Below are 20,401 nucleotides of genomic sequence, written 5' to 3'. Positions count from 1 at the left end.
AAGGTGAACAAAGAATTATTAGCGGACAAACTGAAAGTGAAAGATGCGAAATTGTTTATTGATGGACAGTATGTGGATTCTGTATGTGGTGAAACGTTTGATACGTTCAATCCAGCAACGAATAGAAAGCTTGCATCTATTGCAAAGGCAAATGAAGAGGACACCAAAAGAGCAATTGATGTGGCAGAACGCACATTTAAAAGCGGCATTTGGAGTAAAATGCCTGTGGAAGAGCGATCAAATATTTTATGCAAAATGTCGGATTTGATTATGGAAAGAGTGGATGAGCTAGCTTATATAGAAACTCTGGATGTGGGAAAGCCAATTAAAGAAAGTAAAGGATTCGATATACCACGTTCGGCTCATAATTTTCGCTTCTTTGCTGAAATGGCTAAATATATGGTGCACGAGCACTATGACAAACATAATTTTATGTCATATGCAAAGTATGCTCCTGCGGGAGTGACAAGTTTAATCATTCCTTGGAATTTGCCATTTATGCAAATGACATGGAAAGCATCAGCGGCACTTGCTTCTGGTAATACTGTTGTTGTCAAACCGGCCTCTTATACTCCATTAAGTGCAATTATGCTTGGTGAAATTGCAAATGATGCAGGACTACCACCAGGTGTACTTAATATTATTACAGGTCCGGGAAATACTGTTGGGACAAAAATGACAACACATCCAGCTGTTAGAAGAATTTCATTTGTTGGAGAAAGTAATACAGGCAAGACAATTATGCGTAATGCATCAGAGAACTTAATACCTGTTTCATTAGAACTAGGAGGTAAATCAGCGAATATCGTATTTGAAGATGCGGATTTAGATGAAGCAGTACAAGGCTCAATTGAAGCTATTTATCGGAATCAAGGAGAAATTTGTTTAGCTGGTTCAAGATTACTAGTGCAAGAAAGTGTATATGAACAGTTTTTAGAGAAATTTGTAGAGGCTGTAAAAAGAATAAAAGTTGGAGATCCTCTTTCTGAAGAGACAGATATGGGAGCGCTTGTATCAAAATCTCATTTAGAAACAGTTAATCGTTATGTAGAAATAGGAACTTCAGAAGGGGCAAAATTAGCCTATGGTGGAAAAAGAGTAGAGAGTCTAGTAGAAGGAAACTTTTATGAACCTACTATTTTGTACGATGTTGATAACAGTATGCGTGTAGCGCAGGAAGAGATATTTGGTCCAGTTTTAGTTGTTATTCCGTTTAAAACGGAGGAGGATGCCATTCGTATTGCGAATGATTCTATTTATGGACTAGCTGGAGTTGTTTGGACAAATGATCTTAGACGAGCACAACGAGTGGTTTCACAAATTGATTCAGGCTTACTATGGATTAATTGCTGGTATGTCCGAGATTTACGTACGCCATTTGGAGGTTCGAAGGCAAGTGGAATTGGTAGAGAAGGTGGGCGTCATAGTTTCGAATTTTATACGGAAGCTAAAACGGTAACGATGAAATTATAAGGATAATATTTTAACTTAATTACAAAGAGCCCTCATTTAATGTTTATGAAAATAAGTCGATGGGTGGGGGCTAGTTACAATGTAGTGGATTGGACATATATATAAATTTTTAAAAATGAGGTGAGAGCAATTGTTAATTAAAGAATTAGCTAATGAACTATTAAAGGCTGAAGATTCACGTGTAGGAATACCTCCTTTTACTGAGAGATATGCTAATTTATCTATTGAGGATGCATATAATATTCAACTTGAAGTAGTAGAAAGAAAGTTGGAGAAAGGGCGTTATGTAATCGGAAAGAAAGTTGGACTTACGAGTGTTGCGATGCAGCAGATGCTTGGGGTAAATGAACCAGATTATGGACATTTGTTAGATGACATGAAAATAGAAAATGGAAGTACAATCGCAATAAGTTCTTTTGTATCTCCGAAAATAGAAGCAGAAATAGGATTTGTTTTAGAGAAAGATTTAAAAGGGCCTAATATTACATATATTGATGTACTGATGGCAACGAAGTATGTTGTACCTACACTTGAAATAATTGATAGTCGTATTTCCGATTGGAAAATAAAATTGGTCGATACAGTAGCGGATAATGGCTCGTCAGCAAAAGTTGTAATTGGGAACAGATTTTCTAGCATCGATAAAGTAGATTTACGTACAACTGGAATGACACTTTATAAAAATAATAGTTTAATTGCCACGGGGGCTGGTGCTGCTGCATTAGGGCATCCTGCACAAGCTATTGCTTGGCTAGTTAATAAACTACATGAATTTAATATTGAATTAAAAGCAGGAGAGTTAATTTTACCAGGGGCGTTATCTGGCGCAGTCTCAGTGAATAGTAAAGATAGCATTCAAGCTGACTTCGGTTCACTAGGCTCGGTTTCAGTTACATTCATATAGGTTAAAATGTTATGAAAAGGTGGGATAGATGTGCAGAAAGTAAAGGCGGCCATAATTGGATCAGGTAATATTGGTACGGATTTAATGTATAAATTAAGAAAAAGTGAAGTCATAGACCTCAATGCCATGATTGGAATAGATGTAGAATCGGATGGTTTAAAGAGGGCGAAAGAAGCCGGATACGAGGTTTTTGATAATGGAATACAGGCGATTATTGATAATCCGAGTTTAGCTGATATTGTATTTGATGCAACTTCAGCTAAAGCACATAGTTATCATGCGAAAACGTTAGAAGAGCTTGAAAAAATAGTAATTGACTTAACACCGGCTGCATATGGGCCATTTGTTTGTCCTGCTATTCGAAATAATAATTTTTTAGATAAGAAAAACGTTAATATGATTACGTGCGGGGGACAAGCAACAATCCCGATTGTTCATGCTATTAATGAGGTGGCGAATGTTACATATGCAGAAATCGTTGCTACAATTTCCAGTTTAAGTGCAGGTCCAGGTACAAGAGCAAATATTGATGAATTTACAATTACGACAAAGCGTGGAATTGAAGAAGTTGGTGGGGCTGATAAGGGGAAGGCGATAATTATATTAAACCCTGCAGAGCCACCTATATTAATGAGAGATACGATTTATTGTGAAGTTAAGGATATGGATGAGGTTTCTATCTATGAAGCAATTCATAAAATGGTAGAACGGGTTAGGACGTATGTTCCTGCTTACTCTTTGAAACAAGAACCAATGTTTGATGGGAATCGTGTAACTGTATTTTTAGAAGTTGAAGGAGCTGGAGATTATTTTCCTCCTTATGCCGGTAATTTAGATATTATGACAGCTGCAGCATTAAAAGTAGGTGAAGAATTTGCAACGCAAATCATTTCAGAGAAGAAAAGAGGTGTAATGAATGAGGCGAAATAGTGAAAGACCAGTGAGAATAACGGAAGTTTGTTTACGTGATGGAAGTCATGTAATGAAACATCAATTTACAGAAGAGCAAGTTCGATCTGTAACAAGGGCATTAGATGAGGCAGGTATGCATTATATCGAAGTGAGCCATGGAGATGGTTTAGGTGGCTCTACTTTACAATATGGGAAGTCATTAGTTAATGAAATGAAGCTCATTGAAGCTGCGGTAGATGAGTGTAAGCAAGCTCAAATAGTTGTCTTGTTAATTCCTGGTATTGGAACGATTCATGAATTAAAGCAAGCTGCAAATATTGGTGCGAAACTAGTTCGTGTAGCAACACATGTAACAGAAGCGGATGTTTCCGCTCAGCATATTCAATTTGCGCGTGAGTTAGGTATGGAAGTGTGCGGTTTTTTAATGATGGCACATTCTGCATCGGTTGAAAAGTTAGTAGAACAAGCAAAGCTTATGGAAAGTTATGGTGCAGAAGCAGTTTATGTAACAGATTCTGCAGGAGCTTTATTGCCTCATGAAGTACGTGAACGTATCCGTGCTTTGCGTCAATCTTTAAATATTGAAATTGGTTTCCATGGTCATAATAATCTTTCGGTTGCAGTAGCAAATACAATTACTGCAATTGAAGAAGGAGCGACACGTATTGATGGAAGTGTACGATGTCTTGGCGCAGGAGCTGGAAATGCCCAAACAGAAGTATTGCTCGCTGTTTTGGATCGTATGGGATATAAGCTAGATATAGATTTATATAAGATGATGGATATCGCAGAGGAGATAGTTGCCCCTTTATTACCAGTACCACAAGAAATTCAAAAAAGTAGTCTAGTAATGGGATATGCAGGGGTATACTCTAGCTTTTTATTACATGCTGAAAGGGCGGCACAACGCTTTAAGGTAGACACACGTGATATTTTAATAGAACTGGGGAAAAGAAAAGTAGTTGGAGGACAAGAGGATATGATTTTAGATGTAGCTGCAGAATTAGCAAAGATAAAAATGGAGGTGTAACATATGGCTTTAGTGAAAGGGGCAGATTTAGAAATTATTGACTATTTACTTCAAGCTGAAAAGGAAAGAAAAGAAGTAGTAAAAGTAACGGATAAGCATCCTGATTTAACAGTAGAGGATGCTTATAAACTGCAAAAACGTTTAATTGAACAAAAAATGAGCGAAGGTTCTAAAAGAGTTGGTGTGAAACTTGGATTAACGAGTAAGGCAAAACAACAAATGATGGGGATTGATGAAGCGATTTACGGATATTTGTTGCACGATATGCTTGTATTCGAATGGGAGCCATTGCAATATGAAACGTTGATTCATCCGAAAGTAGAGCCAGAGATTGCTTTTTTAATAGGTGAGGATTTACAGGGAACGAATGTGACAGCTGATGATGTATTAAAGGCAACAAAATATGTTGCGCCAGCTTTAGAGGTGATTGATAGTAGATATTTGAATTTTAAATTTACATTACCTGATGTAATAGCAGATAATTGTTCCTCTTCAAAATTTTTGTTAGGAAGCAAATGGATTGATGTTAAGAATATAGATTTAGCAAATGTAGGAATGGTTATGTCAAAGAACGGTAAGATTGCTACGACTGGGACAGGAGCAGCTGTGCTGGGACATCCAGCAGAGGCAATCGCTTGGGCGGTAAATAAACTTGGTTTACAAAATGAAGGATTAAAAAAAGGTGATATTGTATTAAGTGGAGCATTGTCTGAAGCGATTGCATTTAAATCTGGAGATTCTATCATTGCACAATTTGATGATTTGGGAAGTGTAGCGATGTTTTGTGAATAAATAGTAAAGCGAGAGATAAAAATGCCCATTATACAAATTCAAATAATAGAAGGTAGAAAGCAAGAGCAAATTCAAAATCTAATATTTGATGTTACAGAAGTAGTCGCGAAAAATTTGGATGTAGATGTTGGACGAGTCCGTGTTTTAGTGAATGAAATCCCAAGTTCGCATTGGGGAGTAGGAGGAAAGTCTAAAGAGTGTTTAAAAGAAATTTAGTTAGTAATAAAAGCAATTTTCATTCTCTTATGAATGGGGGTTGCTTTTGTTGTTTTGAAAATTTTTAATAATATGTTAAAATTTATTCTTGGTTTTAAGGAGAAAAGGGGAGTGAAGAAACATGCAAATACTACTAATACGCCACGGAGAATCAGAAGCTGATATCTTAAACGTACATGAAGGACGAGCTGATTTTGAATTGACAGAAAAGGGAAGACAGCAAGTGCAAAGGCTTGTACAGAAAGTGAAAGCAGATTTCCCGCCAGATTTCATTTGGGCAAGTACATTAAAACGGGCTCGCGAAACAGGTGAAATGTTAGCAGAAGGAATTGGATGCCCAATTCAATTAGAAGAGGAATTAATGGAGTTTAATAATGGAGTGCAAGCAGGTCTTTCGTTTGAAGAAGCAAAGAAATACCCAGAGCCAAAGTTCCTTCATGATCGTTTTGAAAACGGGGAATCATTTATTGAATTTAGAATGAGAATAGAAGGAATCTTTTCTAAAATCGTGACAGAGAATACATATGACCGAATTGCAATTGTTGCACATGGTGGTGTAATAAATAGTCTATTACGTGCTTTTTTCAAAATGCCCATTTCAATGGACTATTATTTTAAAATGGGAGATACGGGAATAAGCTTAATTGAAATGGATGGCGAACAAAAAACAGTACATTTCATTAATGATACGAATCATTTGGACGGGATGTAAAGATCTATGTACAAAGTAGTATTTTTTGATGTTGACGGTACGCTTTTAAGCGAAATTGATAGAAGTATGCATGAGAGCACAAAAGAAGCAATACAAAGATTAATAGAAAAAGGGATTCACGTAGTTGTTACAACAGGGAGACCATATAGCTTATGTTCGCAATTTAAGAAACTAGGCATAAATACGTTTATTTCTGCAAATGGTGCACATATCAAGTGTGGGGAATCAGTTATACATAAGTCAGTACTTTCAAGTGAAATCGTACATGATATCTCAGAGTTTGCAGAATTACATGGTCACGGTATTTCTTATTTTACCGAGGATTTTGCAATGAACGGAATAGCCTCGGATAATGAGCGTGTAATGCAAGCGCTTAGCGAGACGTTGAATTTAGAGAAGTATCCAGAAAAAAGCAGAGATTTGTCAGAAGAAATCTATTGTTTATGTCTGTATGCAGATGAAATAGAAGCTCAAAAATTTCTTGAAAGATATCCAGTACTTACGTTTGAACGTTTTCACGGTTACGTTATGAATGTGTTGGAAGATAATAAAGTATCAAAGGTAACTGCAATTCAAAAGGTATTAGAACACCTAAACATTTGCAAATCAGAAGCCATTGCTTTCGGCGACGGTAGAAATGATATTGAGATGTTGCAGTATGTAGAATTAGGTATTGCGATGGGGAATGCTGGAGAAGAGTTAAAAACAAGAGCTGATTTCGTTACAAAGAAGGCGAGTGAAGGTGGTATTTTATTTGCCTTAGAGAAGTTTCATATCGTCTAACATACCTTTATTGAAATAAAGGTATGTTAGGATCTTTTATATGCTCACATAGTAAAATATGAACTTGTCCACGATGATGATAAAAGTGTGTAACAATTTCCAGCAACCATTCAAAGCGTGAATAAGAAATACCCCAATAAGCAGTCTTAATTTCTGCTAATTGTTCATTGGAATAAGATAAAAAAGTTTTAGAAAGTAAATCGTAGCCCTGTATCATCGTTTTTTGCATTTGCGCAATTGTTTCGGGTGTTTGTTCTTTATAGAAAGTATGTAGCTCTTTTTCTGTAATACCATTTAAAATGAGTAAATCAGCATGGCAAATAAGAGAAAAATGTGCACACATTTCAAATAATGATCGCTTCGAGTGAATTGGTTGTATTTTTAATTCGTCTTCTTTATATCGGTTAAGCATTTGAATAGAAGTATCAACAGCAACTTGTAGTTGGTGTAATGCAGATTGTACAAACATTGTAATTCTCCTCTTCTCCGTATATAATAGTTTCTTGAGGGTATTATATCATACTCAAAATTCCGAAAATTCTAGTAGTTTGACTAGCATATTGAAAAGTATTATATTGTAAAAGGTCATATGAAACGTGAAATAGAATGGAATGCAATTATTGAGTTAGGAGTTAGACCAATGAGTTTGAAATATGGAAGAGATACAATTGTTGAAGTTGACTTAAATGCAGTAAAACATAATGTAAAAGAATTTAAAAAACGAGTGAATGATGAAAATATTGCAATGATGGCTGCTGTAAAAGCGAATGGATATGGTCATGGGGCAGTTGAAGTTGCGAAAGCTGCTATTGAAGCTGGAATAAATCAGCTTGCAGTTGCGTTTGTAGATGAAGCGATAGAGTTAAGAGAAGCAGGAATTAACGTGCCGATTTTAATTTTAGGCTATACGTCAGTAGCAGCTGCGGAAGAAGCAATTCAATATGACGTTATGATGACTGTTTATAGAAGTGAAGATTTACAAGGTATAAATGAAATCGCAAACCGTCTTCAAAAGAAAGCGCAAATTCAAGTGAAAATTGATACAGGGATGAGTCGTATCGGTTTACAAGAAGAAGAGGTTAAACCATTTTTAGAAGAATTAAAACGTATGGAGTATGTGGAGGTAGTAGGAATGTTTACACATTACTCTACGGCAGATGAAATCGATAAATCATATACGAATATGCAAACAAGTTTATTTGAGAAAGCTGTCAATGCAGCAAAAGAATTAGGGATTCATATTCCATATATTCATAGTTCAAATAGTGCAGGTTCAATGGAACTTAGCAATACATTTCAAAATATGGTTCGTGTAGGTATTGGGATTTATGGAATGTATCCTTCAAAAGAGGTAGATCATTCAGTTGTTTCTCTGCAGCCTGCGTTGTCGTTAAAATCAAAAGTAGCCCATATTAAGCATGCGAAGAAAAATCGCGGTGTAAGTTATGGGAATACGTATGTAACGACTGGTGAAGAATGGATTGCCACTGTACCGATTGGTTATGCTGATGGCTATAACCGTCAGTTATCTAATAAAGGGTATGCATTAATAAATGGAGTTCGAGTACCTGTTATTGGTCGTGTTTGTATGGATCAGCTTATGTTAGACGTTTCAAAAGCAATGCCAGTACAAGTGGGAGACGAAGTAGTATTCTACGGTAAACAAGGCGAAGAAAACATCGCAGTAGAAGAAATAGCGGATATGTTAGGTACAATTAACTATGAAGTTACATGTATGTTAGACAGAAGAATTCCACGTGTATATAAAGAAAATAATGAAACGACTGCTATTGTAAATATACTAAGAAAAAACTGAATCGATATGATTCAGTTTTTTTATTTTTGACAAATGAAAAACGCTCTATTTGTACCGTGTGTTTGAATGTTTTTAAAACCTACGGATTCTAGTGAAGAAATTATTTCTTCATTTGAATAACAAGCTTCTTCAAATGAAAAATCACTTCTTGCCCAATTATTATCTATGTCATGTTGAAATAGTATAAAGTTCATGATGGCTTTTTTATTTTCATCATCATATGTAGAATCAATCGTACAAACATATTCATCCGCTGAAATATGAAATGAAGCAATCCAATTTTCAAGAAATCCTTTTTCCATATTCATATCAAATACGAATGTACCTTCGTTATGTAATACGGAATAAACATTACGAAAAACACGTTTTAATTCATCTAATTTTAAAATATGGTTTAAGCTATCGCCAGTAGAGATAACATATTGAAATTGCTCATTTATGTTGAAATAGCGAGCATCATCGACGATAAAGGTTGCGTTTGGCGCGTTTTGACGTGCGTATTCAATCATTTGGGCAGAACCATCTATACCAGTTACTACAAAAGTATTATCAATTAATTTCTTAGTAAGGTGACCAGTCCCGCAGCAAAGATCTAAAATATGAGAATGTGGTGGTGCATATTGTAAAACAAGTTTTTCCAAAAGTAGATAGGAGTGTTCAGCATAATGCCCCCAATGCTTATCCCACTTTAATGGGCAGTAAGACCCCCACCTCAAGATTCAGCGAAAGCAAAGAAGTTAGGTGGGGGATCAACTGCCCATAAAAGTCCGATTGGTTCAACTAATAATCAGTGGGGGATGAAGAAAACCCCCACTGATTAAAGTTTCACTTTATTATAAATGGATGCGAAAATATCATAATCAGAATACATTAGTTTTTTAGACACATGCATTCACCTCAAAATTCATTACACTATAATAGTCATGCTTCGTTTTCATTTCAAAACCACTTTGTGTATATAGTTGTAAAGCATTGATGTTTTTTGTTTCCACGTCTAATTCAATTGTTGAAGCTCCTTCTGTAATAAGGGTATGTACCATATAACTAAGAATATCTTTTCCGTATCCTTTACCTTGATAGGAAGGATGAACGGCAAATCCTGATAGTATAGTAGATTGCTCTTGCTTCGAAACTGTAATCGTTCCTATCACTTTTTCATCGATAAGAGCACTGTAAACTTGATGAGAAGGTGAATTCATCATTTTTTGTAACCATATAGAGGTATTTTCTACTGAATCTCCAAAAGCTTTACTAGAAATTTCAATAAGGTCAAGGAGTGATTTTGAAGATGCTAGAGTAAGTTGTATAGCATTCTTCGTTCTTTTTTGCGCTTCATTTGCTTTGAACTCCATACCATATTCACTATATAAATAAGGCAGCTTCATATGTATTGCAAATGCTTTCCCAGAAGCAGAATCCCCATTCATAATAAGAAGAGCTTCGTCTGCCTCCCTTAATCGTATTTCTTTCATTGCGGTTTGTAAAAGAGTAGTACCTATATGTTGTTTCCTATAGTTTGGATGAACAAAACCTATTAACTCCAGTTTTGTCGGTCTTTCAAAGTCATACATACTTAATACACCGACTAATTTTGTATCGTCATAAAATAGAAAATCATTTATCTCTTCTTTATTACGAGCAGTTAAAAAGTTTACATGTAAATCTGACGAATAATCAATTCGATCGTGTTGCCAGCAAATATGAGCTAAAGCTTTCATTTGCTGAATTTCGTCCGTTGTTAAAGATTTCTTTCGTTCAATATTCATTTCATAATCCCCCACATTCGTATTTAAAAATAGGATGGATGACTTAACCATTTTTCTAATTCCACACTTCCTTGAACAGATAACAGTCGGTATAAATAACGGTAAGGCTGTCTACACTTTTCAAGTTGAGGAATTGGCATAATTGTTTCGTAACCACTTTTAAAGGCATGAGCTTCTTTTTCGGTAAGTACATATTCTAGTCCGATAAAATCAAACTCTCGGGGAGCAACTGCGTAAGCTTCTGTATCTACTAAACCTGTAATAGTTGTACCATCAGATAAAAACTGAGTAGGGTCCATATCAATTAAAACGAGCGTAGATTCCTTTGGTGTTGGCAAGGAAGAAAGTTGTGATTCAAAAGTAGAAAATGCGTTACGGATGCTCGTATTATCGGAATAAAACCTATTTACAAGTTCTTTACTGACTTTTAATATGTGAGACTTAAATTCTTCTAGTGGAACTTGGAAAGTACCTGATGGATTTCCTATAAACTCTGCTTGAAACGAATGAATTTCTGCTAGTCCTTTTCCAAGGCTGAATAAAATTGAATCAGATTGTCCGACAAAGGATTGCAGCGTACTTCCTGTTAGTTTTTCGACACTAACATACTTTCGGCCATTTAAAACATGTTTTTGCAAAATAGTGGGGATGGGCAAGTTAGTATGCTTTTTCAATAATTCGTGTATATATTCTAAATGATGTACGTTCCTTGGATCGATTCCAAAAAGGTTTTTGCATCCCCACCAAAAATCATTGTTTGGTTCTTCAGTCATTTTTGAGGAACGAACGATGACTTCTTCATCTTTAGTTTGGACGAGAAACACATCGCTTGCATGGTCTTCATAACTTGGATGTAAAGTTTGAACAGATAATATAGGTGAAGCGAAGAGTTGTTGTAGCATGAAGACACTCCTTTTTCTGTGAATTCGATAAATTCATTATATAACAGAATGTGTATGAAGTGGATAATGATAGGGACAACATAGAATTTAAATAAATTTATGATAAGAAATCAGTGTGGAAATTATATTTTTCTACTTTTGTATGAATTATCAAAATAATGTTTCTGATAATAAATCTGTAAAAAGACCAAATATAAATCTCGTATTTTTCAGTAAGTGAAGAGTTAAGCTTACTTTCAAAAGGGTTATAACGTAGGTTATGAAAAATATTTCTCAATAATAAAATGAAGAGAAAAAAATGAAGAAGTAGAATAGATTCCTTTATAATAGTTTTAAATTAATTAATATAATTAATTATATTAGATAGGAGAGAATATGATGGCAAATGTACTCGTAATAAATTTTCCTGGAGAAGGCCATATTAATCCGACTTTAGCTATTGTAAGTGAGTTAATTCGTCGAGGGGAAACAGTTGTTTCTTATTGTATTGAAGATTATAGAAAGAAGATTGAAGCAACAGGTGCAGAATTCCGAGATTTTGAGAATTTTCTCTCTCAAATTAATATTATGGAACGAGTAAATGAAGGTGGGAGTCCTTTGACGATGCTGTCTCATATGATGGAAGCATCAGAACGTATTGTTACTCAAATTGTAGAAGAAACAAAAGGGGAAAAGTACGATTATTTGATATATGATAATCACTTTCCAGTAGGACGTATTATAGCCAATGTTTTAAAGTTACCTAGTGTTTCTTCTTGTACAACGTTTGCTTTTAATCAGTACATTACTTTTAACGATGAACATGAATCAAGAGAAGTAGATGAAACGAATCCATTGTATCAATCTTGTTTAGCGGGAATGGAAAAATGGAACAAACAGTATGGAATGAAATGTAATAGTATGTATGATATTATGAACCATCCTGGTGATATTACAATTGTGTATACTTCAAAGGAATATCAGCCGCGTTCAGATGTATTCGATGAATCGTATAAGTTTGTTGGCCCATCAATTGCTACTCGAAAAGAAGTAGGTAGCTTTCCTATGGAAGATTTAAAAGATGAAAAATTGATTTTCATTTCTATGGGAACAGTTTTTAATGAACAACCTGAGTTATATGAAAAATGTTTTGAAGCGTTTAAAGATGTAGAAGCGACAGTCGTATTAGTTGTTGGTAAGAAGATAAATATAAGTCAATTTGAAAACATTCCGAATAACTTTAAGTTGTATAATTATGTGCCGCAATTAGAACTATTACAGTATGCTGATGTATTCGTAACACACGGCGGTATGAATAGTTCGAGTGAAGCACTATATTACGGTGTCCCGTTAGTTGTAATTCCGGTAACAGGAGATCAGCCTTTAGTTGCGAAACGAGTAAATGAAGTAGGGGCTGGAATAAGGCTTAATCGTAAAGAATTAACTTCTGAAATGTTACGTGAGTCTGTAAAGAAAGTGATGGATGATGTAACGTTTAAGGAAAAAAGTCGTAAAGTTGGAGAGTCACTTCGAAATGCTGGTGGTTATAATAGGGCAGTTGATGAAATATTAAAAATGAAAATGAATTCATACTCAAAACTTAAATAAATGTTTGGAGCACACTTACTGTAATATGTAAGTGTGTTTCTATAAATAAATTACATAAAAAATCATTGTAAAGGTGAAACTTTTGTGTATATAAACTCATATCTTTGAATTAGCATTGAAATTACGTTAAAATAATACTAAGAAAATATATAAGTTTTGGGGGTAATGAATGAAGAAAGTATTTGAATACATATTATTAACAATTGGCTCGATTATTGTAGCGGGTTCATTGGAGCTTATTTTAGCACCTAACGGATTAGTAGATGGCGGGGTAACGGCTATTGCTATTATGGCGAATAAAGTTGCTGGGTTACCGCTTTATGGGGTGTTCTTAGGAATTAATATCCCGATTTTATTATTTACTGCAAAAGTAATGGGAAAGAAGTTCTTTATCCGTACGTCTTATGCAAACGTTGTGACAACACTCGGATTGATTTATTTAAAACCATTTCCAGCAATTACAACTTCTGAATTGTTAATTGTTCTTTATGGAGGAGTTCTATTTGGTGTTGGTGTAGGGATTGTAGTAAAAATGGGCGGAGCAATTGATGGATCAGAAATGTTAGCTGTTTGGATGAATAAGCATTTTAAAGTGCCAATTAGTACATTTTTACTTGCTGTAAATGCAGTTATTTTCATCTTTGTTGCCATTTTGTTTTCAATTGAACAAGCGATGTTCTCATTAGCAATTTTCTATATTGTTACGAAGATGATTGATTTCATATTAGATGGCATTAATCAAGGAAAGAGCGTTATGATTATTTCTGGCAAAAATAAAGAAATAGGCGATCTACTTATGAAAGAATTGCAATTATCCGTTACGTATCTACATGGAGAAGGTGGTTTTTTAGGAGAACATAAGAGAATCATTTATTGTATTACAAACCGTTTCATTTATCCGAAAATGAAAGATCTCGTTCTCTCTGTAGATCCAACTGCTATAATTGAAGCGTCTTATTCAACAGAAACAACTGGTGTCAAACGTCCGGGAAGGGCAGCGAGATCAGAAAAATAGTGAATGAAATAGCTCCACGTAAGTTATACTTACGTGGAGCTATTCTTATTTGGGGAACCAGGCCTTTTTCAATAATTGGACAACGGTTTCGATACGATTCTCTGGAATACTACCAAAACCGAGTAATACATATGACTCCTCCCTCAAATTATGAACAGAATCGTATGTCGAGAGAGGGTATAACTTAATACGTTGTTTTGCAGCTGCATGAATAAGTTCTTGTTCGTTCATACCATTATGAACGTGAAGTACAATATGAAGTCCAGATTGTTCACCGAGTATATGCACGTTATTCCCCATCTCGTTTGTAATAGATTTAATTAAAGAAATATGCTTTCTTTTATATAACGTACGACTTCGGTTAATATGACGTTCCCAATCCCCACTTTGAATAAAGGTAGCAAAGGTAAGTTGTTGCATTGTAGAAACCGTTTGTTTATACATGCCACCAAGTTCTTTATAGGTTTTTAGCAGATGAGGTGGTAAAACGATATATCCCATTCGTAAAGAAGGTAAAAAAGATTTCGAAAAAGTTCCCATATAAATAACACGTTCATTTGAATCTAGTCCTTGTAAAGAAGGAATAGGTTTTCCAATATAGCGAAATTCTCCATCATAATCATCTTCAATAATATACCCTTTACAATCATTCGCCCATTTTAATAACTCGAGTCTTCTAGATAACGGCATAATGATTCCGAGTGGAAATTGGTGAGATGGAGTGACATATGCCACATTGGAACCCGATTCACGTAAAGCAGAAATATGAATTCCTTTATCATCTAAAGGGATAGGGTGAACAGGAAGTCCAGAACTTTGAATCATAGCAGGTATACGGTGAAATCCAGGGTTTTCAATTCCGTATTCTTTTTTTGAACCAAGTAGTTGAAGGAGTAGCCAAAGAAGAGGCTGCGTACCTGCTCCAATAATAATTTGATCAGGTGAAGAATGTACCCCGCGAGCATGATATAAATATTTTGAAATATGTTCTCGTAGAACGAGCTCACCTTGTGGATCCTCTTTGGCAAATAATTCATTTTCATACTGAAATAAAGTTTCGTGTAATGCTCTTTTCCAGTTTGTTATGGGAAAAGCTTTTTGATCAATAAGTCCTTGACTACAATCATAATCATATTGTTCTTTTTCTTTATTGTTAGCACTGTTTGACGCAATTTGTTGTTTCTTTTGAATGATATCAATATCTACTTCCGCAACAAAAATCCCGCGTTTCGGTTTGCTTTCTACATAACCTTCAGCTAGTAATTGTTGATAAGCGGATTCAACTGTAATACGGCTCACATTAAGCTGCATAGCTAAATTTCTGTGAGAAGGAAGGCGTGTACCAGCACATAGTGATCCATGAGAGATTTCGCGTTTCATATATTTGTAAATTTGTAAGTAAATAGGTGTTTTACTTTGTAACACTAAAGGAATATTCAGATCCATTTGTAGACGCTCCTTTTTATACTGGCCTTATAAAAAAGAATAGAACTGTCACTTAAACTAAGGGCAGTCGCTTTCTATAATGATGATATAACATTTAGAAAATTTTATAAATAGCAAGGGGCGAATCATAATGAATGTTAAAGCAGTAGTAACAGAAGCAGATTTACACGATGTATTTCCCGTATTACAACAATTAAGAACGAAAATTTCAAGAGAAGAGGCAAGTTCTTTATTTCAAAAAATGAAAGAAGAAAATTACAAACTATTTTCGCTACGTAACGAAGAGAATGAAGTTGTTAGTCTAGCTGGTGTAGCGATTTGTACGAATTTTTATAATGAGAAACATGTTTTTGTGTATGACCTTGTAACTGCGGAAGCTCACAGATCAAAAGGGTATGGTAAGGTTCTGCTGTCATATGTAGAAAAATGGGGGGAAGAAAAAGGATGCAGTTCTATCGTTCTTACATCTGCGTTTCCAAGAATTGATGCACATCGTTTTTATGAAAGAGAGGGCTTTAATAAGGTAAGCTATTCTTTTTATAAAGCGTTATAATATTAAGTAGGTTCCATATGTACAAATATATGGAACCTATTTTCTTTTTCAGATTTGAGCTAGGAACAGGTCTAGCAATATGATTTGTCGAATATTAGAAATTAAAAATAGAATCTTGAATTTAGAGAATGTTAGGAGCGTTTAAACTTGGAAAAAATAAAGGAATTATCTATACCAAATGATGTAAGAGTCATCATTATTTCTGATATTCATGGAGAATTAGATCTTTTTAAGGAACTATTATATAAAGTTAATTTTAACGATGAGGATTATTTAATTATTAATGGTGATCTTTGTGAGAAAGGAAGAAATAGTATTGGCGTCGTAAACTATGTCATGAATCTTGTAAAGAACAATTCAAATGTTCATGTTGTTGAAGGGAATTGTGAAGTTATAGTTGAAGCGCTTGTAAATGAAAATCCTGCTTTAATAAATTATTTGTGTACGCGGAAAAATACAATTTTTAATGAATGGCTAGCGCAATTGAATATTAACGTTCATGAAGAGAGTGATATCCGTGAATTGAAAACAAAATTAATGAGCCATTTCTCAAAAGAAATAAAGTGGCTAACAGAATTACCAACAGCGATTGAAACGGAAGATTATATTTTTGTACATGCTGGCCTTGAAGATAGAGAGGATTGGAAAGAAACAGAACGAAAAAATGCGATAGCAATGCCGGAGTTTTTCAATCAATCACATAAAGTAAATAAGTATGTAGTTGTTGGACATTGGCCTGTTGTAAACTATTCAGAGAAGGCACCATCTAACAATCCTGTTATTGATAAGGAAAAAAAGATTATTGCAATTGACGGCGGAAATACGATTAAAGAGGCAGGACAATTAAATGCATTTATCATTCAGAGGAAACCAACAGGTGATAAGTTTTCTTATACATATGTAGACTGTTTTCCAGAGTATGAAGTAATAGCAGATTTTCATGCCGATGCAACAATGCAGGGCGGGGTTACCTATCCACATTATTACATAGAGCCTATTGAGAAGAAGCAAGATTACACAATATGCAGGCAAAAGGAAACGAATACATTACTTTCTGTGAAAGATGAATACATTAGGCAACTTGATTCAGGTGAATACACAGTGAAAACGGATATATCTTGTGCGCAAATAAGTGTAAGAAAAGGTGACATTGTTTCTCTTATTGATAGTAGCTGTTCAGGCTATGATTTAATTAAAAAAGATGGAGTAGAAGGCTGGATAGAGAAAGGGATTTTAGTTGAGATAGAAAAGACGAAAAAGAAAATATTTAGCTGAAATAGGAGGGATGTAACCTCCTATTTTTTTTAAGAAGTAGATTGCTTGCTATCTTTAATAAGTAAATAAATCGTACTCGGTAAAATGAAAAGCGTCATTCCTAAAATAATCGCTAGTATGGCATAACCTCTATATGGAGCAGAAACGATAAATGGAAGCCCCGCTAGGAAAATACCTGCTATCATCATTGAAATACTACAAATATTTGAAGCTCTTTTTTCAAGGTGCTTATCATTCCATTCCAATGAAACGGTTGATTTAGTCGTATCAATTTTGGAGCTGAAATAACCTATTAATATAAATAAAAGCCCTAATGCTAAAAATATGAAATAATCAAGAGAAAGTGAAAAGCCAAGGGCGATAAGGGCAATGACAATATCAACAAAAAATAAGAATAGTAACATTGTGTTGCCGATCCAATGGAGAAATTTCTCGTTACTCGCTGCTTTAGATAAAGCTAAAAATAAAAAGAATAAGAAGGAACATATAATTATATTTACGATAACAAAAGTGCTTTTATCCATCATTGACGTAGGCGTTCCATTGAAGTCCCATTTCGTAACAATACTTGATGGTAAGAAGAAATAGAGAATAATATTTGTCGTAATAATAGTGAGAAACAAAGTGATACTAAATCGATTATTCATTGAATCACCAGCTTTCTACATGAATAATTGGTATCTTATAACAAAATTATACAATATAATAAACGATATTTGTTTTGATTTTTCAGAAAAAATATTATAATTATATATGAAATAAAGAGGAGTGTAGGAGGAAATTATGAAAAGCGTAATCGTAAAAGGGGATAGAGTAACAATTCGTACAATTGAAGAATCAGATATAAAAACATTATGGAATCTCGTGTTTAAAGAAGAAAATCCAGAGTGGAAAAAATGGGATGCACCGTATTTTCCGTTTTTGATGCAAGAATACTCAGCCTATAAGGAAAAGATGCAAACTCGTTTAAAAGAAGAACCTCTATCCAATTTAATTATAGAAAATAACGGTCAAGTTATAGGGACGGTCGGATTTTATTGGGAGTATAAACCGACGCGTTGGTTGGAGATGGGAATTGTTATTTATAATCCGGCTTACTGGAATGGTGGCTACGGTACAGAAGCGTTAACGTTATATCGAGATTTATTATTTGAGAAGATGGAGATTGGTAGAGTAGGGCTCACGACTTGGTCTGGCAATGAACGAATGATGAAAGTAGCTGAGAAAATAGGAATGACTTTAGAAGGTAGAATGCGCAAATGCCGTTATTATAACGGAACGTACTATGATTCTATTCGAATGGGAATGATTCGTGAAGAATGGGAAGCGCTATGTGTAACAAAGGGGTGAAGGGATATGTACGCTATTATTGCTACATTTGATCGTGTATTTACTAATAAAATTACAGAATTGCAAAATGAATTAACAAATATCATTGGCACAAATCAATTAGCCGGAGCAGAACCTCATATTACGTTAGCTGATTATAATGAGTTAAATGTTCATTTGTATAAGGAGAAATTAGGGGAGTTTGTAGTTATGCAAGAAAATACGGACCCAGTAACTTTTCCTTCTGTTGGAGTTTTTCCTACTAACGGAACAGTCTTTCTAGCACCGACTGTTACTGATGCATTGTTAAAATTACATCATTCTTATCATGATTATTTTAACAATTTTCATGACAACCCAAATTCATATTACGTACCGGGAAAGTGGGTTCCGCATTGTACGCTTGCAAATAGATTACATACAAATCAGTTTTTAAGCGTAATGGAATATATTTATGAAAAATTTGATTTTGCAACAGCTTCAATTGAGAAATTAAAATTAATAAAGGTGAATTATGAAAATGGTTCTGCCATTTCTTCTAGTATATTAGCAGAATATAATTTAAAGAGAATGGAGACATCGAGATGACATATGTAATTAGAGAAATGAAGCAAGAAGATATTCATGCTGTACAATCAGTAGCGAAAATAGCTTGGCATGATACATACGAAGGCATTATTCCGAGAGAGACTCAAGACAGTTTTTTAGACGAGGCTTATTCTGATGAAAAAATGAAATATCGTCTTGAGAATACACATTTATTCGTTGCAGAAGAAGAGGGAGAAGTAATTGGCTTTGCAAATTTCTCACCTGTTAGACTGCAAAACGAAGCAGAATTAGGAGCAATTTATTTGTTACCAGATCAACAGGGGAAAGGGATAGGAAGTGCTTTATTACAAAAAGGGTTAACGGTATTAAAAGGAATTCGGAAACTATACATTCATGTAGAAGCAGCGAATGAAAAAGGAAAGCGGTTTTATGAAGCGAAAGGTTTTGCACAATTAGAGGAATTTGAAGAAGATTTTGAAGGGCATATGATGCAGACAGTAAGGATGGTTTTATACATATAAGGAGGACTAGAAGTGAAAATTTTTGATTTTAATGAAAAAGTAGGAAAGCAAATCACAGCATTTCAATCTAATTTCATAATGTCGAAAATAGTAAATCATCGAGGGAATATACATATCGGTGCTATGCATGTAAAAGAGAATGGAATAATTGGATATCATGAAGCAGTTGTATCGCAACTGCTTCTTATTGTGGACGGAGAAGGATATGTATGCGGGACAGATAAAGAAAAAGTGAAGGTGGAAGCGGGACAAGCTGTGTTTTGGGAGAAGGGTGAGTTTCATGAGACAAGTACAGAGCATGGATTAATGGCAATTGTTATGGAAGCGGAGGATCTTGAACGAGCGATATTAATGCCTATTAAAGAGGAGAGTTGTGAAAAATGATAGAAAAGGCAAATCGGGAAGAAACGGACGAAATAATACAATATGCAGCTCAATCGCTTTTTGAAGGTACGAGGGGAAATTGTCGTTTAAATACAGAGAAAGCGATTGAAATTACAAGGCCGATTGTAGAAAAGGGAGCGTATTATTTAGTCGTTAAAGAAGAAAACGTTGTAATGGGTTGGATATTAATAGGGGAAAATACGGACTATTTTTCTCATGAAAAACTAGGGTTTATATACGAATTATATGTTTTTCCAGAGTACCGCGGGAAAGGATTGTCAAGAAAGTTAATGGAGGCTGGTATTAAGGAATTACAAAAGAATTATTCAGAAATTCGTTTGAATGTATTTGCTGGAAATTTTGCAAAAGAGATGTACGAAGAGTTTGGTTTTGTTGAAAGACAGGTCATTATGACTTTGAAGTGAGAATAATAGTT

General features: G+C 34.7%; 24 protein-coding genes. 18 read left to right on the top strand and 6 right to left on the bottom strand.

The window, feature by feature from the left end:
- Positions 1-3: 3 nt before the first annotated feature.
- From PDK19_RS06305 to PDK19_RS06270, 8 genes are all read left to right on the top strand, one after another.
- Complete coding sequence (locus PDK19_RS06305; protein WP_001031168.1) at positions 4-1,473, top strand: aldehyde dehydrogenase; 1,470 nt, start codon at positions 4-6, stop codon at positions 1,471-1,473.
- A 130-nt stretch (positions 1,474-1,603) separates the two neighbouring features.
- The gene (locus tag PDK19_RS06300; RefSeq protein ID WP_000905639.1) at positions 1,604-2,377 is read left to right on the top strand and encodes a 2-keto-4-pentenoate hydratase; all 774 of its coding nucleotides are present in this window, start codon (positions 1,604-1,606) and stop codon (positions 2,375-2,377) included.
- Positions 2,378-2,407: 30 nt separating this feature from the next.
- On the top strand, positions 2,408-3,307 hold the full coding sequence (locus PDK19_RS06295; protein ID WP_049113994.1) for an acetaldehyde dehydrogenase (acetylating): 900 nt from the start codon (positions 2,408-2,410) through the stop codon (positions 3,305-3,307).
- Positions 3,294-4,319 (top strand): 4-hydroxy-2-oxovalerate aldolase, encoded by a 1,026-nt coding sequence (gene dmpG / locus PDK19_RS06290; protein WP_001254090.1) that lies wholly within the window; start codon positions 3,294-3,296, stop codon positions 4,317-4,319. Before PDK19_RS06295 ends, dmpG begins: the two co-directional genes overlap by 14 nt.
- 3 nt (positions 4,320-4,322) lie before the next feature.
- Positions 4,323-5,111, top strand: coding sequence for a 2-keto-4-pentenoate hydratase (locus PDK19_RS06285; protein ID WP_001229806.1), 789 nt, complete (start codon positions 4,323-4,325; stop codon positions 5,109-5,111).
- A gap of 15 nt (positions 5,112-5,126) precedes the next feature.
- Complete coding sequence (locus PDK19_RS06280) at positions 5,127-5,327, top strand: 4-oxalocrotonate tautomerase (protein WP_254916606.1); 201 nt, start codon at positions 5,127-5,129, stop codon at positions 5,325-5,327.
- Between the two features lie 121 nt (positions 5,328-5,448).
- Positions 5,449-6,039: a histidine phosphatase family protein gene (locus PDK19_RS06275; protein WP_001166461.1), complete on the top strand. Its 591-nt coding sequence runs from the start codon at positions 5,449-5,451 to the stop codon at positions 6,037-6,039.
- A 6-nt stretch (positions 6,040-6,045) separates the two neighbouring features.
- Entirely contained in the window at positions 6,046-6,822 is a 777-nt protein-coding gene (locus PDK19_RS06270) for a Cof-type HAD-IIB family hydrolase (protein ID WP_000278958.1), read from the top strand.
- 7 nt (positions 6,823-6,829) lie between these two features.
- On the opposite strand, the gene PDK19_RS06265 is transcribed toward PDK19_RS06270, so the two are convergent.
- The gene (locus PDK19_RS06265; protein WP_000498026.1) at positions 6,830-7,291 is read right to left on the bottom strand and encodes a DinB family protein; all 462 of its coding nucleotides are present in this window, start codon (positions 7,289-7,291) and stop codon (positions 6,830-6,832) included.
- Positions 7,292-7,462: 171 nt separating this feature from the next.
- On the opposite strand from PDK19_RS06265, the gene alr reads away from it, so the two are divergent.
- Positions 7,463-8,638 carry an alanine racemase gene (alr, locus tag PDK19_RS06260; protein WP_011040256.1) on the top strand — a complete coding sequence of 392 codons (1,176 nt, stop codon included), beginning with the start codon at positions 7,463-7,465 and terminating at the stop codon, positions 8,636-8,638.
- 20 nt (positions 8,639-8,658) lie between these two features.
- Here the strand turns inward: alr and PDK19_RS06255 are convergent, their stop codons facing one another.
- From PDK19_RS06255 to PDK19_RS06245, 3 genes are all read right to left on the bottom strand, one after another.
- Positions 8,659-9,354 (bottom strand): class I SAM-dependent methyltransferase, encoded by a 696-nt coding sequence (locus PDK19_RS06255; RefSeq protein ID WP_088339256.1) that lies wholly within the window; start codon positions 9,352-9,354, stop codon positions 8,659-8,661.
- A gap of 162 nt (positions 9,355-9,516) precedes the next feature.
- Positions 9,517-10,404, bottom strand: a complete 888-nt coding sequence (locus PDK19_RS06250) for a GNAT family N-acetyltransferase (RefSeq protein WP_001019755.1) — start codon at positions 10,402-10,404, stop codon at positions 9,517-9,519.
- Between the two features lie 23 nt (positions 10,405-10,427).
- Positions 10,428-11,306 (bottom strand): hypothetical protein, encoded by an 879-nt coding sequence (locus PDK19_RS06245; protein ID WP_000941363.1) that lies wholly within the window; start codon positions 11,304-11,306, stop codon positions 10,428-10,430.
- Positions 11,307-11,684: 378 nt separating this feature from the next.
- On the opposite strand from PDK19_RS06245, the gene PDK19_RS06240 reads away from it, so the two are divergent.
- Both PDK19_RS06240 and PDK19_RS06235 read left to right on the top strand, forming a co-directional pair.
- Positions 11,685-12,893 (top strand): macrolide family glycosyltransferase, encoded by a 1,209-nt coding sequence (locus PDK19_RS06240; RefSeq protein ID WP_074615103.1) that lies wholly within the window; start codon positions 11,685-11,687, stop codon positions 12,891-12,893.
- Positions 12,894-13,062: 169 nt separating this feature from the next.
- Complete coding sequence (locus tag PDK19_RS06235) at positions 13,063-13,908, top strand: YitT family protein (protein WP_000755119.1); 846 nt, start codon at positions 13,063-13,065, stop codon at positions 13,906-13,908.
- Positions 13,909-13,953: 45 nt separating this feature from the next.
- On the opposite strand, the gene pdxR is transcribed toward PDK19_RS06235, so the two are convergent.
- Positions 13,954-15,354 carry a MocR-like pyridoxine biosynthesis transcription factor PdxR gene (gene pdxR, locus PDK19_RS06230; RefSeq protein WP_074615102.1) on the bottom strand — a complete coding sequence of 467 codons (1,401 nt, stop codon included), beginning with the start codon at positions 15,352-15,354 and terminating at the stop codon, positions 13,954-13,956.
- Positions 15,355-15,484: 130 nt separating this feature from the next.
- Here pdxR and PDK19_RS06225 point away from each other — a divergent pair, with 130 nt between their 5' ends.
- Positions 15,485-15,907 carry a GNAT family N-acetyltransferase gene (locus tag PDK19_RS06225; protein WP_016717300.1) on the top strand — a complete coding sequence of 141 codons (423 nt, stop codon included), beginning with the start codon at positions 15,485-15,487 and terminating at the stop codon, positions 15,905-15,907.
- A gap of 147 nt (positions 15,908-16,054) precedes the next feature.
- Positions 16,055-17,182: a metallophosphoesterase gene (locus PDK19_RS06220; RefSeq protein WP_049113945.1), complete on the top strand. Its 1,128-nt coding sequence runs from the start codon at positions 16,055-16,057 to the stop codon at positions 17,180-17,182.
- 29 nt (positions 17,183-17,211) lie between these two features.
- Here PDK19_RS06220 and PDK19_RS06215 read toward each other — a convergent pair whose 3' ends face one another.
- Positions 17,212-17,829 carry a DUF1648 domain-containing protein gene (locus PDK19_RS06215; protein ID WP_074567851.1) on the bottom strand — a complete coding sequence of 206 codons (618 nt, stop codon included), beginning with the start codon at positions 17,827-17,829 and terminating at the stop codon, positions 17,212-17,214.
- 136 nt (positions 17,830-17,965) lie between these two features.
- Between PDK19_RS06215 and PDK19_RS06210 the strand changes: the two genes are divergently transcribed.
- The 5 genes from PDK19_RS06210 to PDK19_RS06190 are packed head-to-tail and all read left to right on the top strand — an operon-like array spanning position 17,966 to position 20,390.
- Positions 17,966-18,532, top strand: a complete 567-nt coding sequence (locus tag PDK19_RS06210; protein ID WP_270706756.1) for a GNAT family N-acetyltransferase — start codon at positions 17,966-17,968, stop codon at positions 18,530-18,532.
- 6 nt (positions 18,533-18,538) lie between these two features.
- A complete protein-coding gene (locus PDK19_RS06205) occupies positions 18,539-19,099 on the top strand; it encodes a 2'-5' RNA ligase family protein (protein ID WP_270706754.1) in 561 nt (186 codons plus the stop codon).
- Complete coding sequence (locus tag PDK19_RS06200; protein ID WP_000222828.1) at positions 19,096-19,581, top strand: GNAT family N-acetyltransferase; 486 nt, start codon at positions 19,096-19,098, stop codon at positions 19,579-19,581. Before PDK19_RS06205 ends, PDK19_RS06200 begins: the two co-directional genes overlap by 4 nt.
- 12 nt (positions 19,582-19,593) lie before the next feature.
- Positions 19,594-19,965, top strand: a complete 372-nt coding sequence (locus tag PDK19_RS06195) for a cupin (protein WP_074567853.1) — start codon at positions 19,594-19,596, stop codon at positions 19,963-19,965.
- Positions 19,962-20,390, top strand: a complete 429-nt coding sequence (locus PDK19_RS06190; protein WP_000570288.1) for a GNAT family N-acetyltransferase — start codon at positions 19,962-19,964, stop codon at positions 20,388-20,390. The genes PDK19_RS06195 and PDK19_RS06190 overlap by 4 nt, the downstream gene beginning before the upstream one ends.
- The last annotated feature ends 11 nt before the right edge of the window (positions 20,391-20,401 follow it).

Origin of the sequence: Bacillus cereus group sp. BcHK124 (assembly GCF_027712065.1) — a bacterium.
In the GTDB taxonomy this organism is placed as follows: Bacteria; Bacillota; Bacilli; order Bacillales; family Bacillaceae_G; genus Bacillus_A; species Bacillus_A pacificus.
Note: the sequence above shows the minus strand (reverse complement) of the source record. Positions and strands in the feature narration are given on the sequence as shown.

Coding starts and splice junctions, on each gene's coding strand:
- pdxR (WP_074615102.1), bottom strand. CDS start 15,354: ATGGATCTGAATATTCCTTTAGTGTTACAAAGTAAAACACCTATTTAC.
- PDK19_RS06285 (WP_001229806.1), top strand. CDS start 4,323: ATGGCTTTAGTGAAAGGGGCAGATTTAGAAATTATTGACTATTTACTT.
- PDK19_RS06200 (WP_000222828.1), top strand. CDS start 19,096: ATGACATATGTAATTAGAGAAATGAAGCAAGAAGATATTCATGCTGTA.
- PDK19_RS06270 (WP_000278958.1), top strand. CDS start 6,046: ATGTACAAAGTAGTATTTTTTGATGTTGACGGTACGCTTTTAAGCGAA.
- PDK19_RS06275 (WP_001166461.1), top strand. CDS start 5,449: ATGCAAATACTACTAATACGCCACGGAGAATCAGAAGCTGATATCTTA.
- PDK19_RS06225 (WP_016717300.1), top strand. CDS start 15,485: ATGAATGTTAAAGCAGTAGTAACAGAAGCAGATTTACACGATGTATTT.
- PDK19_RS06210 (WP_270706756.1), top strand. CDS start 17,966: ATGAAAAGCGTAATCGTAAAAGGGGATAGAGTAACAATTCGTACAATT.
- dmpG (WP_001254090.1), top strand. CDS start 3,294: ATGAGGCGAAATAGTGAAAGACCAGTGAGAATAACGGAAGTTTGTTTA.
- PDK19_RS06205 (WP_270706754.1), top strand. CDS start 18,539: ATGTACGCTATTATTGCTACATTTGATCGTGTATTTACTAATAAAATT.
- PDK19_RS06265 (WP_000498026.1), bottom strand. CDS start 7,291: ATGTTTGTACAATCTGCATTACACCAACTACAAGTTGCTGTTGATACT.
- PDK19_RS06245 (WP_000941363.1), bottom strand. CDS start 11,306: ATGCTACAACAACTCTTCGCTTCACCTATATTATCTGTTCAAACTTTA.
- alr (WP_011040256.1), top strand. CDS start 7,463: ATGAGTTTGAAATATGGAAGAGATACAATTGTTGAAGTTGACTTAAAT.
- PDK19_RS06250 (WP_001019755.1), bottom strand. CDS start 10,404: ATGAATATTGAACGAAAGAAATCTTTAACAACGGACGAAATTCAGCAA.
- PDK19_RS06190 (WP_000570288.1), top strand. CDS start 19,962: ATGATAGAAAAGGCAAATCGGGAAGAAACGGACGAAATAATACAATAT.
- PDK19_RS06215 (WP_074567851.1), bottom strand. CDS start 17,829: ATGAATAATCGATTTAGTATCACTTTGTTTCTCACTATTATTACGACA.
- PDK19_RS06235 (WP_000755119.1), top strand. CDS start 13,063: ATGAAGAAAGTATTTGAATACATATTATTAACAATTGGCTCGATTATT.
- PDK19_RS06240 (WP_074615103.1), top strand. CDS start 11,685: ATGGCAAATGTACTCGTAATAAATTTTCCTGGAGAAGGCCATATTAAT.